Annotated in this window: 12 protein-coding genes; 8 read left to right on the top strand and 4 right to left on the bottom strand. The window is 58.9% G+C overall.

Annotated elements, in window-relative coordinates:
• Positions 1–176 precede the first annotated feature (176 nt).
• From hemE to FHR98_RS01490, 5 genes are all read left to right on the top strand, one after another.
• Entirely contained in the window at positions 177–1,250 is a 1,074-nt protein-coding gene (gene hemE / locus FHR98_RS01510; protein ID WP_183414855.1) for a uroporphyrinogen decarboxylase, read from the top strand.
• A gap of 7 nt (positions 1,251–1,257) precedes the next feature.
• Entirely contained in the window at positions 1,258–2,298 is a 1,041-nt protein-coding gene (gene hemH, locus FHR98_RS01505; protein ID WP_183414854.1) for a ferrochelatase, read from the top strand.
• Positions 2,299–2,345: 47 nt separating this feature from the next.
• Positions 2,346–2,789 (top strand): protoporphyrinogen oxidase HemJ, encoded by a 444-nt coding sequence (gene hemJ / locus FHR98_RS01500; protein WP_183414853.1) that lies wholly within the window; start codon positions 2,346–2,348, stop codon positions 2,787–2,789.
• A gap of 284 nt (positions 2,790–3,073) precedes the next feature.
• Complete coding sequence (gene rho, locus FHR98_RS01495) at positions 3,074–4,330, top strand: transcription termination factor Rho (RefSeq protein ID WP_183414852.1); 1,257 nt, start codon at positions 3,074–3,076, stop codon at positions 4,328–4,330.
• A 70-nt stretch (positions 4,331–4,400) separates the two neighbouring features.
• Positions 4,401–6,176: a tetratricopeptide repeat-containing sulfotransferase family protein gene (locus FHR98_RS01490; RefSeq protein WP_183414851.1), complete on the top strand. Its 1,776-nt coding sequence runs from the start codon at positions 4,401–4,403 to the stop codon at positions 6,174–6,176.
• 62 nt (positions 6,177–6,238) lie between these two features.
• Here FHR98_RS01490 and FHR98_RS01485 read toward each other — a convergent pair whose 3' ends face one another.
• From FHR98_RS01485 to FHR98_RS01470, 4 genes are all read right to left on the bottom strand, one after another.
• Positions 6,239–7,213: a quinone oxidoreductase family protein gene (locus FHR98_RS01485; protein ID WP_183414850.1), complete on the bottom strand. Its 975-nt coding sequence runs from the start codon at positions 7,211–7,213 to the stop codon at positions 6,239–6,241.
• A gap of 27 nt (positions 7,214–7,240) precedes the next feature.
• Positions 7,241–7,933: a dienelactone hydrolase family protein gene (locus FHR98_RS01480; protein WP_183414849.1), complete on the bottom strand. Its 693-nt coding sequence runs from the start codon at positions 7,931–7,933 to the stop codon at positions 7,241–7,243.
• A gap of 75 nt (positions 7,934–8,008) precedes the next feature.
• Complete coding sequence (locus tag FHR98_RS01475; protein ID WP_183414848.1) at positions 8,009–8,503, bottom strand: methylated-DNA--[protein]-cysteine S-methyltransferase; 495 nt, start codon at positions 8,501–8,503, stop codon at positions 8,009–8,011.
• A 2-nt stretch (positions 8,504–8,505) separates the two neighbouring features.
• Positions 8,506–10,542, bottom strand: coding sequence for a thioredoxin domain-containing protein (locus tag FHR98_RS01470; protein WP_183414847.1), 2,037 nt, complete (start codon positions 10,540–10,542; stop codon positions 8,506–8,508).
• A gap of 171 nt (positions 10,543–10,713) precedes the next feature.
• On the opposite strand from FHR98_RS01470, the gene FHR98_RS01465 reads away from it, so the two are divergent.
• Genes FHR98_RS01465 through mnmE form a run of 3 tightly spaced genes read left to right on the top strand, consistent with a single transcriptional unit; the run spans position 10,714 to position 12,768 of the window.
• Complete coding sequence (locus FHR98_RS01465; protein WP_183414846.1) at positions 10,714–10,977, top strand: DUF6489 family protein; 264 nt, start codon at positions 10,714–10,716, stop codon at positions 10,975–10,977.
• Complete coding sequence (locus FHR98_RS01460) at positions 10,977–11,345, top strand: (2Fe-2S) ferredoxin domain-containing protein (protein ID WP_183414845.1); 369 nt, start codon at positions 10,977–10,979, stop codon at positions 11,343–11,345. Before FHR98_RS01465 ends, FHR98_RS01460 begins: the two co-directional genes overlap by 1 nt.
• Before the next feature lie 55 nt (positions 11,346–11,400).
• Complete coding sequence (gene mnmE / locus FHR98_RS01455) at positions 11,401–12,768, top strand: tRNA uridine-5-carboxymethylaminomethyl(34) synthesis GTPase MnmE (protein WP_183414844.1); 1,368 nt, start codon at positions 11,401–11,403, stop codon at positions 12,766–12,768.
• Positions 12,769–12,774 lie beyond the last annotated feature (6 nt).

Below are 12,774 nucleotides of genomic sequence, written 5' to 3'. Positions count from 1 at the left end.
CTAGCGCGGTGAAATTCGCTCCCCAGACTTATGCACCAAACGGGGTCATCAAAACGAGAGTCCATATCAGGCTGTGCGTGAATCGCTAACAACTCGCAATTACCGTGATTCACAGCCCCTACTACAACAACCACCTTTCTTTTTTTAGAAAAGGATTCTTTGTTGAAGGGAAGATTATGAAGCAACAGGAACAAGCTTTGGCTAATAGGAACGAAAAGACCCTTCTAGCCGTGCTAAACGGTAAATACGCCAAGCAACCGCCGATATGGTTGATGCGCCAGGCTGGCCGGTACCTGCCTGAGTACCTGGCGACACGGAAGACCGCCGGATCCTTTCTGGATCTTTGCTATACGCCGGAGTTTGCCGTGGAAGTAACGTTGCAGCCGATCCGACGTTTCGGTTTTGATGCGGCAATCCTGTTCTCGGATATTCTCGTGATACCCGATGGATTGGGCCAGAAGGTTTGGTTCGAAGCGGGTTCAGGTCCGCGGCTTGATGCTCTGGAGACCCTTGGTGCGATTGATCGATTGAAACCGGAGGGAATGACCGAGCGCCTGAGCCCGGTCTACGAGGCCGTGAGAGGTTTGCGGGCGGCACTGCCCCCGGAAACAACCTTGATCGGCTTCTCCGGCGCTCCCTGGACATTGGCGACCTACATGATCGAGGGCGGAACCAGTAAACAATTCACGCGGGCGAAAACCTGGGCGTTTTCCAATCCGGATGGTTTTGGAAAGCTCATTAGCCTGCTTGAGGATGCCGTGGTGGCGCACCTTTGCGCTCAGGTCCAGGCGGGCGCCGAGGCGTTGCAGATTTTTGATTCCTGGGCGGGCGCCCTGCCGCCTGCTGCCTTGAAACGTTGGTCGCTGGATCCCCTGACAAGGATCGTTGCGGTAGTGCGCGAGCGCCATCCGAATGTGCCGATCATATTGTTTCCTCGTGGTGCCGGGGAGTTCTACCGGGATTTTGCGACACACAGCGGCGCACAGGGGCTTTCACTTGATAGTGGATTATCCTGCCGGTGGGCCGCGGAGACTCTTGATCGAAACGTTGTGCTACAAGGTAATCTTGATCCCATTTACTTGGTTGCGGGAGGGACTGCGATGGAAGAGGCGGCCCTTGCAGTGCTAGAGGAGCTTTCCGGCAGACCTTTCATCTTCAATCTTGGTCACGGCGTCGTTCCCGAGACACCGCCCGATCATGTCGCCCGGTTGGTGGAGTTGGTGAAAGGCTGGTCGGGCGGGAAGGACTGATGGTGATATGAAGGGTTACGTACGAGAGGTTTGGCCGCAAGGTCATCCAGACCTGCCTGAGCCAGGAATTGGCGTCTTGTTGGTCAATCTCGGAACGCCTGCGGCGACCGATTATTGGTCTGTTCGGCGCTATCTGTCGGAATTCCTTAGCGATCGCCGTGTCATAGAGCTTTCGCCCTGGCTTTGGCAGCCGATCCTCCAGGGTATCATTCTCACAGTTCGTCCCGGGAAAAGCGGCCGCGCCTATGACGCTATCTGGGACCGTGAGACGAATGAGAGCCCGCTGCGGCGTATCACCCGTGAGCAGAACGATGCCCTGGCCGGCAGGCTAGGCGAAAAGTATCCAAGCGTTCAGGTGCGCTGGGCCATGCGGTATGGCGTGCCGTCACTGAAATCCGAAATTGGAAGCCTGATAGAGAGCGGTTGCAGACGAATTCTCCTGTTGCCGCTTTATCCTCAATACAGCGCTGCAACGACAGCCACGGCCTGCGATGAAGCCTTTCGTGTCCTCATGAAACAGCGCTGGCAAGCGTCGCTACGGGTCACGCCGCCATACCATGACGATCCGGCCTACATTTCAGCCCTGGTTGCGTCGTTACAAGGCATGTTGGAATCGCTCTCCTGGGAACCGGAAGTCGTCCTGGCCTCCTTTCACGGTTTGCCGCGCGAATGTCTTGAGAAGGGCGATCCCTATCATTGCCACTGCCAAAAGACCGGGCGACTGCTTCGCGAGGCGCTGGGTTGGAGCGAGGATAGGCTGAGAGTCACCTTCCAGTCGCGGTTTGGCCCGAAGGCCTGGCTTCAGCCCTATAGCGACGATACGGTGAAGCAGCTTGCCGGGGAGGGAATAAAGCGTCTGGCTATCCTGAGTCCCGGCTTTGCCGCTGATTGCCTCGAAACACTGGAGGAGGTGGCGATTGGTCTCAAGGAAACCTTCCTGGCTGCAGGGGGTGAGGAATTTTGCTATGTGCCCTGTCTCAATACGCGAGACGACCACATGGATTTTCTTGAGGGTTTGATCGAACGTGAGTTGAGCGGCTGGCTTTAAATCTCCGGCGGCAAGTCGGGGACAAAGAATTGTGAGGTGTTTGGAAGATGTCGGAAATTCTTGGGGCTGGCTTCCTTTGGTTCAAGGCGATCCATGTCATCTCGGTCATCGCCTGGATGGCTGGCCTGCTCTATCTTCCGCGCCTGTTCGTCTATCATTGCGACGCCGAGAAGGGCTCGACCCAATCCGAAACCTTCAAGGTCATGGAACGCCGCTTGCTGCGCGGGATCATGAACCCGGCGATGATCGCCACCTGGATCTTCGGCTTGCTCTTGATGGTCGATCTGGAAGCCTGGCGGGAGCCTTGGTTTCACGCCAAGGCGCTTCTAATCCTGGTCTTGACCCACCTCCACCACCTCTATGGTCGCTGGCGCAAGGATTTCGAGCGGGATGCCAACGAACGCTCGCCCCGGTTCTACCGGATCATGAACGAGGTTCCCGCCGTGGTGATGGCGATCATTGTCATCCTGGTGATCGTGAAGCCCTTTTGACCATGCCTTTGATTGTTGAAGCTGCTTCCTCCCTTTTCAAATAGTTGACCTGAACCCCTGTTTTGCGTTATGACCGCCTGCAAGTCTTCTTCCGCTGATCGCTGGCGGCTTTCCCACGTGACAGAGTAAAACCACGCGAGATCATCGACAATATTCAAAGAGCGGGCTTCCGTTCCACTTCCTTGTCCCAAGCGCCTGCACAAGACACCCCCCCTTCAATGACCTGAAACCCCTCAAAGAGGTTTCCAGCTTCCAGCCCCCACATAGCAAGATCGCTCAAAACCATGAACCTCCAAGAACTTAAAGAGAAAACTCCGATTGAACTTCTGGCTTTTGCCGAAGAGTTGGAGATCGAGAACGCGAGCAACCTGCGCCGTCAGGACATGATGTTCGCGATCCTTAAACAGATGGCCGAAAACGACGTGGCGATTTATGGATCGGGCGTCTTGGAGGTGCTGCAGGACGGCTTCGGGTTCCTGCGCTCGCCGGAGGCCAACTACCTGCCGGGTCCGGACGACATCTATGTGAGCCCAAGCCAGGTCCGTCGTTTTGGTTTACGCACCGGCGATACGGTCGAGGGGCAAATCCGTTCGCCAAAGGATGGAGAGCGCTACTTTGCGCTCTTGAAGGTCAACACCATCAACTTCGACCCGCCCGATGCAACCCGTCACCGCATTAACTTCGACAACCTGACGCCGCTCTATCCCGATCAGAAGCTCACCCTTGAGATCGAAGACCCGACCATCAAGGACATGACGCCAAGGGTGATCGATCTGGTGGCGCCGCTCGGCAAGGGGCAGCGCGCCTTGATCGTGGCGCCGCCGCGTACTGGTAAGACGATGATCCTGCAAAACCTAGCGAAAGCCATCGCGGCCAATCATCCCGAGGTCTATCTCTTGGTGCTGCTCATCGACGAGCGCCCGGAAGAAGTGACCGACATGGATCGTTCGGTCCAGGGTGAAGTGGTGTCCTCGACCTTCGACGAACCGGCGCAGCGTCACGTGCAGGTTGCCGAGATGGTGATCGAGAAAGCCAAGCGCCTGGTCGAGCATAAGAAGGATGTGGTGATCCTGCTGGATTCGATCACCCGTCTGGCGCGCGCTTACAACACCGTCGTGCCGTCCTCGGGCAAGGTTTTGACCGGTGGCGTGGACGCCAACGCACTACAGCGTCCCAAGCGGTTCTTTGGCGCGGCGCGAAACATCGAGGAAGGCGGCAGCCTGACGATCATCGGCACCGCCCTGATCGACACCGGTAGCCGCATGGACGAGGTTATCTTTGAAGAGTTCAAGGGTACGGGTAACTCCGAACTGGTCCTCGATCGCAAGCTTGCCGACAAGCGGACCTTCCCGGCGATCGACATCGGCAAGTCCGGCACTCGTAAGGAAGAGTTGCTCGTCGACAAGGGCACGCTCTCCAAAATGTGGGTGCTGCGGCGTATCCTGATGCCGATGGGCGTGACGGACGCGATGGAGTTCCTCGTGGACAAGCTCAAGCAATCGAAGAACAATGCAGACTTCTTCGACAGCATGAATCAGTAGCTTCCCGGGTGTGCCTTTCTCGGTTGCAGATTGACCGTGCAGGCAGGCGAGGGGAGCAGGTGAACCGAGGATGGTTGAACGCGGCAAAGAGGGAGACGGCGGGCCACCTTTCGGGGGGTTGGAGCCCAGCTCGGCCCTTTCCCGTGCCGGTGATTTGCTGCGCGAGGGCCGAACCGGAGAGGCCGAAGCGGTTGTCGCCGCCGCGCTGGAATCCGTCCCCGGCCATGTCGAATTGCTTGCCGCCCTTGGTGAGCTAAGACTGCGCCAGGGTCGTGCCGCCGAGGCGCTCGAGCCTCTGAAAAAGGCCGCAAAGAAAGCACCACAGGCCCTCGCCTTACAGAACAATCTTGCCACCGCGTTGCGCCTTTGCGGAGAGGCCGTTACCGCTGAGCAGGTTATCCGAAAGGCGCTGGCCGGGGCCGGGCGCGACCCCGCGGCGACGGCGATGCTGCACGCAACATTGGGGTCGATCCTGTTGGAGCGGGGCAAGCCGGGCGACGCCTTGGCAAGCTTCGATAAGGCCGCCGCCGGTCAACCAAACAACCCGCAAGTTCAAGTCAGTCGCGGTATCTGCCTGCGGGATCTGGGGCGCACCGACGAAGCGCTGGCAGCGTTGGACAAGGCGCTGGCTGCCCATCCCGGTTTCGGATCGGCTTTCTATCAGAAGCTTTTGGTTCTGGAGCGAGCCAGCCGTCTGGAGTCGGCGCAGTCCGTCGCGTCCATCGCCCTGAAGAAAGTACCCGATCATCCCGGCGTCCTTTTGACGACAGCCCGTCTGTACCGGAGGCTTGGCCGCAAGGACGAGGCGGTCGCAATGCTGGAAGGCATGAAGGCGACCGGCGATTTCGCTTATGAGCGGCCCTTCCAGTTGGGCCGGCTGTACGACGAAATGGACCGTCCGGCGGACGCCTTCGCAGCCTTTTCTGAAGGAAACCGTCTGCAGTCCGAGACGGTGATCGGCCGGGCAACGCGCAAGGAGCGTTTTCTGGAGCGCATTGCAAAGCTCGAAGAAACCGTCACCGCCGAATGGGTGGCCGGTTGGCAGCCCTTGGCGCAGCCCGACGATTGGTTGCGGGACCCGGTGTTTCTGGTCGGATTCCCCCGCTCGGGCACGACTTTGCTGGATCAGATTCTAAGCGGTCACTCCGACATCGAGGTGATTGAAGAGCAGCCGCTGTTGGAATCCCTGCGCAAGAAAATGGATAGCGGCGACCCGGGTTATCCGGAGCGGCTTTCGACGCTGTCGGTAAAGGACGCGGGGCGTTTGAGAACGCTCTATTCCGATGCTTTGAAGGAGGCCCTTGCCCAATCAGGCTGTACGGGAACAACGGCGATCCGGGTCGACAAGTTTCCCTTCAACCTGCTTGACCTGCCCTTGATCATGCGTCTTTTCCCGCAGTCAAAGGTTATCATGGCCTTGCGGCACCCTTGTGATGTGGTCTTGAGCTGCTTCATGCAACAGTTTCAGCTCAACAATGCAATGGCGCATTTCTTGAATCTGGAGGATGCCGCAAAGCTCTATGCGCGGGTTATGGCTTTGGGCCGCCGTTATGAGACGCTGTTGAGTTTACCGCTGCACCGGTTGCGCTACGAGGACCTGGTGACCGACACCGAGGGCCAGGCGCGCAAGCTGCTGACATTCCTGGAGCTGCCCTGGCAGGCTTCCGTCCTCGATCACGTCGCGACGGCAAAGGCACGCCATATTGCCACGCCCAGCTACGAACAGGTCACACAGCCGATCTACAGCCACGCAAGCGGCCGCTGGCACCGCTACGAAGAACAGCTTTCGCCGCTGCTCCCGATACTTCAGCCCTCCATAGAAGCTTACGGCTACACGATCGATTGAGGTTGGTCGGGATGTAGGGCCCCGCCAGGCGATTTCAGGCGGGGCCCTGCGATTCACTGAGATCAGGGCAGGAAAACCGTAGAGCCGGTGGTTTTGCGCCCTTCCAGATCGCGGTGCGCCTGAACGGCCTCGGCAAGCGGATAGGTCTGGTTGACCTCGATCTTGACCGCGCCGCTGGTGACCACGTCGAAGAGTGCCGTCGCGCTCTCCACCAGATCCTCTCGTGAGGCGGTGTAGGTCATCAGAGTTGGTCGGGTCAGATACAAGGAGCCCTTTGCCGCCAGCGTACCCGGGTTGAATTGGGAAATACCGCCGGAAGCGTTGCCGAAGTTCACCAATAGACCGCGCGGCGAAAGGCAGTCAAGCGACCCTTCCCAGGTATCCTTGCCCACACCGTCGTAAACCACGGGGACGCCCTTGCCGCCGGTCAGTTCCTTGACGCGCTCGACAAAATTCTCCTCACGATAGTTGATCATGTGATCAGCGCCGTGGGCCTTGGCCAGCGCCATCTTTTCGGGCGACCCGGCGGTGCCGATCACGGTCGCGCCCAGTTTCTTGAGCCACTGGCAGGCGATCAGCCCGACGCCACCGGCGGCGGCATGGAACAGAACGGTCTGGCCAGTCTCGACCCGAAAGGTACGGCGGATGAGATACTCCACCGTCATGCCCTGCAGCATCATGGCGGCACCGGTCTGGAAATCGATGCTGTCGGGTAACTTGACCAACCTGTGCCAAGGCATGTTGCGGGCTTGGGAGTAGGCGCCCAGCGGCGGATTTGCATAGGCCACCCGGTCGCCTTCCTTGAACTGCGTGACGCCCTCGCCGAGAGCTTCGACAGTGCCTGCGCCCTCCAGGCCCAGGACCAGGGGCGGTTGGACCGGATAAAGCCCGCTGCGGTGGTAGACGTCGATATAGTTGAGGCCGACAGCGGCATGCTTAACCCGCACCTCGCCCGGGCCCGGGTCGCCGAGGTCCACCGTTTCATAGGACATGACCTCGGGGCCGCCGGTTTCTTTGATGATGATCGCTTTTACCATGTGTTTTATGCCTCGATTAGATTGGTTTCAGGAAAGCTGTTGCTTGAAGAAGGCCGCGGTTCGCGCATTCGCGGCTGCTGCGGCCTGTGCGTCGTAATGGGCGCCGCCTTCGCGGGCAAAGGCATGATCGTTCCCTTCGTAGACATGAAGGGTGACGTTCGGGTGGCCCTTCAAACCCTCGCGGATTTTGACCTGAGCGTCCTTGGGAACGAATTGATCCTCGGAGGCCATGTGCATCAGGAGCGGCTTGGAGATGCTTCCGGCCTCGCCGAGCAATTCATCAAGACCGACGCCGTAGTAACTGACATTGCAGTCGGCATCCGAGCGCGCGGCCATCAGAAAGGCCATCTTCCCGCCAAGGCAGTAACCGACCGAACCGACCTTGCCCGTGCTGGCTGGGTGATCACGGAGCGATGCCAATGTGGCCTTGAGGTCTTCCGTTCCTTTGTCCGGGTCGAATTTCCCAAACAGTTCGAAGGCTTTGTTCCACTCTGCCTCGGTTTTATCGGTGATATCGACTTCGGGCTCGATACGCCAGAATAGGTCTGGACAGCAGGCGATGTAGCCCTGCGCGGCGAGGTTATCACAGATGTCGCGCATGACGCGATTGACGCCGAAAATCTCCTGAATAACCAGGATGGCAGGTGCAGGGGTTTTGGTTGGAAGAGCGAGATAGGCGGAAAACGCACCGTCGGGACAGGAAACGGTCATCTTGGTCATGGGTCCAGATCCTCTAAATGTCGTTGTCGTGGTCATGTGTTTCCAGGGGAAGTCTAGCCCCCCGGTGCAAGCTTGTCAGCCGAGCGGCAGTCCAGGGCGCCCGGCTTCGAGATCAAGGAGCAGCTGTTTGTCGCGGACGCCACCGGCTGCGGAAAACCCGGTCAGCTTTCCATTGCTTGCAAGCACGCGGTGGCAGGGTATGACGATGGGTATAGGGTTGGCGCCGCAAGCGCCGCCGACGGCGCGCGCAACGGAAGATGTCGCTGCGGCTATTTCGCCATAACTGCGCGTTTGTCCATAGGGAATGGCGTAAAGGGCTTCCCATACGCGTTGCTGAAAACGGGAACCCGTGGGGGCGAGGGGAAGGTCGAAGTTCCGAAGTGTTCCGGCAAAGTAGGCCTCCAGCTGTTCGCGGGTTTTTTCAAAGAGTGGCTCAAGGCTGTGATCGCCGCTCTTTTCAGGGCTTGCTGATGCCTTGCTAGACCAATAAAGGCGTATGATCGCACCATCCACAGCCTGGACCGTAATCGGACCCAGCGGGCTAGCAAAGGTGGCTTGGGCTGGATGCATGGCTAATCTCCAAGCGCCGATTCCAGCGCCGCGGGATCATGCATCGGCAGCGAACAGGTCTGATTACGGCAAACGAATGCAAGGGGTCTGTCATCGGAGGGGCTTTTGCCGGCTGCCGGATGTTCCGGCGGTAGGTTGAATCCGGGCGATATCTGCTGGAGAACAATGTCGGAGTCGCCACTGCGCCGCACAATGTCCATAAGCGCCTTTGTCGCGGGCGCGCCGGGGCTGCCGACCACCACCACTTGGATAGCGTGATTGAGTAGATCGGATCCGTTTATCAGGCTGCAAAGGGCGAAAAAATTTCGCTCGAGCTCGCCGGTAAAAGCGGCAATGCAGGTGGCTGCGGCTTGCCGATAGGCATCCTTGCCGGTCAAGTGGAAAAGCTGAGCATAGTTGCGCACCATTACGCCGTTTCCCGAAGGTGTCGCTGTATCGTGGGCATTCTTGGCACGCACGATCAAATCATCGGCGTCGGCGGCGGTGGTGAAGAACCCACCCTTTGCGTTATCACGAAAGTGCGCCTCGACCGAAGCAACCCAAATAAGTGCCTGGTCCAAGTAGCGTGGATCAGAATCGATTTGATAAAGCGCTAGAGCCGCGTCGATCATGTTGGCGTGGTCGTCCAGTGTTCCTTTGTGTTTTCTGACGCCTCGCCGCCAGGAATGAAACAAACGGCCATTTTCATCAAGGGTCGTGGCGATAAACTCGAAAGCCTTCCGTGCGGCATTTAGCCAATCCTGCCGCTCGGCGGCAAATCCGCTCCTGGCGAGAGCCGCGATCATCAGGCCGTTCCAATCGCTGAGCACTTTGTCGTCCCAACCGGGCCAAACACGCTGGTCGCGGGCTTGGCGCAGTTTCTGCCGCATGGCGAGCAGGCGGTCTTCCTCCTCCTGGCCCAGCCAGTCGGTGGAGTGGAGCCGGTTGAGAATGGTTTTGCCTTCCCAGTTGCCGGTCGCGCCGACATCGTAGACCCGCTTAAAAAGCGCGGCGTCATCCGGCTCCAACAGGTCATCGATTTGCGATTCCTGCCAAACGTAGAATCGCCCCTCCTCACCCTCACTGTCCGCGTCCAGGGTTGCCGCAAAGGCGCCGGTGGGCTGGCCGTTCGCGTCTTCGGCTATCATCTCGCGCAGCAACCAGGAAACCGTCTCCTCTCGCCGCTGAGCAAAGAGCGGAGACCCGGTTTCCAGATGAGCCAAGGTAAGCAAATCTAGGAGTTGGGCATTGTCATAAAGCATCTTCTCGAAATGCGGCGCCAGCCAACGCTCGTCTACGGAATAGCGAGCATAACCGCCGCCGAGATGGTCGTAGATACCGCCCTGACTCATGCGCGTGAGCGTCAGAAGCGCCGCATCGCGGCAGGCGGTGTCGCTGTTTCTTTGCCACTGACGCCATAGCAGTGTCAGGGCCGTTGGCTGAGGAAATTTTGGAGCCCGCCCTAGCCCGCCGTTCACTGGATCCATTTCGCGCAGCAGCCGGTGTGCCATCTGCTGTTGCTCGGCGTCCGTGATGGCACCGCCAGGGGCCGGGTTTGCAAGGCGCTCGAGGGCCTGACCGATGGCCTGAACATTAGTTGTGATTCTGTCGGTGTCGTTGACATAGGCTGCGGAGACAGCCTGCAGTATTTGCGGGAAGCCCGCTCGACCGTAACGGGGCTCAGGCGGAAAGTAAGTGCCGCCCCAGAAGGGCTCCGCCGCGGGCGTTAGGAACATGGTCAGCGGCCAGCCGCCGTGTTCGCCCAGAACCGCCAGGGCATTTTGGTAAATGGCGTCGAGGTCGGGCCGTTCCTCGCGGTCGACCTTGATGTTGATGAAATGCTCGTTCATCACACTGGCGATAGCTTCGTTCTCGAAGGATTCGTGGGCCATGACGTGACACCAATGGCAAGCCGCATAGCCAACGGAAAGCAGGATCGGCTTGCCGGTTTGCTTTGCCAGCGCCAAGGCTTCAGGGCCCCAAGGGTGCCAGTCGACCGGATTGTGCTGGTGCTGCAGCAGATAAGGGCTGGTTTCGCCGGCAAGGCGGTTTTGTTGCATCGGGTTCCTTCTTCGTCTTCGAATGGCGGTCCGGCGTTGCCGAAGCGACCGCACGGCGGCTAAGGTCTGCCTACTCAACCTATTTTTGGCCGCTGTGGTCCGGAAACAACCGTAAAATAGGGTGGGATGCTATTTTTAGCCGACTTAGGTGGAAAGAGGGGGCTTGAAGTTATGCAGATCAAGATCGACATCGATTGCACACCCGAGGAAGCGCGCAGTTTTCTAGGACTTCCCGATGTTGCGCCGATGCAGGCTGTGCTGATGAAAGAAATCGAACGTAGCATGACCAGCAGTTTGCATGCGATGGAGCCAGAGCAGCTTTTCAAGACGTGGTTGCCAGCCGGATTGCAGGGATTGGAGTCCATTCAGCAGGCGTTTTGGAAACAGATGGCGGGTGCGACAGGCACGCCGGCGGACAAGAAGAAGGACAAGTAATGAAGAGTGTTGATCCAGGCCGCAGTAGGCCTGGCGATGCGGCGGCATATTACCGCTGTCATGTATTCTGTTGCATCAACGAGCGCCCGGAAGGGCACCCGAGAGGCTGCTGTAAGGAAAGAGGCAGTGTGCGTTTGCGGAACTACATGAAAGCGCGCGCCAAGGAATTGGGTCTTGATGGGGTTCGGATCAATCAGTCGGGCTGCCTTGACCGTTGTGAACTGGGGCCGGTGATGGTCATTTATCCCGAAGGGATCTGGTATCGTTATGACACACTCGAAGACGTGGACGAGATCCTTCAGCAACATGTAATCGGCGGCGGTCGGGTGGAGCGCCTTCTTTTGCGCCCTGAAGACGGGCCGAAGTAGCGGCGGATTTCCGGACATCAGGATTTCAGGGGTGGCGTATAGGCGCCTTGGAAGCATGGTTAGCGATACCATTTTTGCGATGTCGAGCGGGGCCGGTCGTGCAGGCATAGCGGTTGTCCGAACGTCGGGCCCGCGGGCCGGTGAGGCCTTGGGCGCGATGCTCGGCGGCAAGGGATTGCCGCAACCGCGCCGGGCGCTTTTGACAGCGGTGGTCGACCCAAGAGACGGCATCACCATTGATCGCTGCCTGGTCCTCTGGTTTCCGGCACCCTCTAGCTTTACCGGTGAAGACGTTTTCGAGCTGCATTTGCACGGCGGACGGGCGGTGCTCGATGCCGCGCTTGCCGCGCTTGCCGCCTTTCCCGGCCTACGCCCCGCCGAGCCCGGGGAATTCACACGTCGTGCCTTCGACAATGGTCTCCTCGATTTGACGGCGGTCGAGGGCCTGGCGGACCTGATTACGGCGGAGACCGAAGCACAGCGGCGTCAAGCCCTTCGCCAGTTGGAGGGGGGGTTGTCGGCCAAGGTACAGGCTTGGCAGACTCGTTTGGTAAAACTCCTCGCGGAGATTGAGGCCTGGATCGATTTTCCCGACGAGGATTTGCCCGAGAATCTGGTTGCAGGGCATGCCCGTGAGGTGGAGAAACTTGCTCTGGAGATTGAGGGCGCCCTCGCGAGCGGGCTTTCTGCCCGACGGCTTCGTGAAGGAGTTATGATCGCCATCATTGGCCCCCCTAATGCTGGAAAATCTAGTATTATCAATAGGTTAGCAAAAAGAGACGCAGCTATTGTGTCAGAGATTGCGGGCACCACGCGCGATGTGGTGGAGGTGCATTTGTCGCTCTCTGGATTTCCGGTGACCGTTGCGGATACGGCCGGACTGAGGGAGGCGGAAGCGGGCGAGCTTGACCCGATTGAACGTGAAGGTATTCGGCGCAGTCGAGATAGGGCTAGCTCCGCGGATTTTCTGCTCGGCGTGTTCGACCTGCGGGATTTTCCGGAGCTCGATCGCGAGACCTTGGGTTTGCTAAGTGAGAAATCCTTGGTGCTGCTGAACAAAGCCGATTTGGTTTCGGAGCCGGATGCGTCGCTTCTTCAGTGGCAGTCGGGTATAGCGCCGGAAACTATCTGCATCTCTGCGGTATCAGGGGCCGGATTTAATGCCCTGGAAGCGGCCCTTGAAAAGCGCTTGAGAGCCGAGCTGAGCGACGCTCTTGCGGCCCCGGGATTTTCTCGATTGAGGCATGAGCAATGCCTGAGGGACTGTGTTGTCGCACTCAGACGCTTCGATCCGCGCGCTGAGGTAGAGTTGCAGGCGGAGGAGCTGCGGATTGCCCTACGAACGTTGGGGCGGCTGCTCGGGCGGGTCGATGTCGAAGACTTGCTCGATGTGATATTTCGCGATTTCTGCATAGGTAAATGAACGCGG

The organism is Limibacillus halophilus, assembly GCF_014191775.1.
Taxonomy (GTDB): Bacteria; Pseudomonadota; Alphaproteobacteria; order Kiloniellales; family CECT-8803; genus Limibacillus; species Limibacillus halophilus.
Note: the sequence above shows the minus strand (reverse complement) of the source record. Positions and strands in the feature narration are given on the sequence as shown.

Bases quoted from the DNA above. Each gene is read 5' to 3' on its own strand.
- hemE (WP_183414855.1), top strand. From the start codon at position 177: ATGAAGCAACAGGAACAAGCTTTGGCTAATAGGAACGAAAAGACCCTT.
- hemH (WP_183414854.1), top strand. From the start codon at position 1,258: ATGAAGGGTTACGTACGAGAGGTTTGGCCGCAAGGTCATCCAGACCTG.
- hemJ (WP_183414853.1), top strand. From the start codon at position 2,346: ATGTCGGAAATTCTTGGGGCTGGCTTCCTTTGGTTCAAGGCGATCCAT.
- rho (WP_183414852.1), top strand. From the start codon at position 3,074: ATGAACCTCCAAGAACTTAAAGAGAAAACTCCGATTGAACTTCTGGCT.
- FHR98_RS01490 (WP_183414851.1), top strand. From the start codon at position 4,401: ATGGTTGAACGCGGCAAAGAGGGAGACGGCGGGCCACCTTTCGGGGGG.
- FHR98_RS01485 (WP_183414850.1), bottom strand. From the start codon at position 7,213: ATGGTAAAAGCGATCATCATCAAAGAAACCGGCGGCCCCGAGGTCATG.
- FHR98_RS01480 (WP_183414849.1), bottom strand. From the start codon at position 7,933: ATGACCAAGATGACCGTTTCCTGTCCCGACGGTGCGTTTTCCGCCTAT.
- FHR98_RS01475 (WP_183414848.1), bottom strand. From the start codon at position 8,503: ATGCATCCAGCCCAAGCCACCTTTGCTAGCCCGCTGGGTCCGATTACG.
- FHR98_RS01470 (WP_183414847.1), bottom strand. From the start codon at position 10,542: ATGCAACAAAACCGCCTTGCCGGCGAAACCAGCCCTTATCTGCTGCAG.
- FHR98_RS01465 (WP_183414846.1), top strand. From the start codon at position 10,714: ATGCAGATCAAGATCGACATCGATTGCACACCCGAGGAAGCGCGCAGT.
- FHR98_RS01460 (WP_183414845.1), top strand. From the start codon at position 10,977: ATGAAGAGTGTTGATCCAGGCCGCAGTAGGCCTGGCGATGCGGCGGCA.
- mnmE (WP_183414844.1), top strand. From the start codon at position 11,401: ATGGTTAGCGATACCATTTTTGCGATGTCGAGCGGGGCCGGTCGTGCA.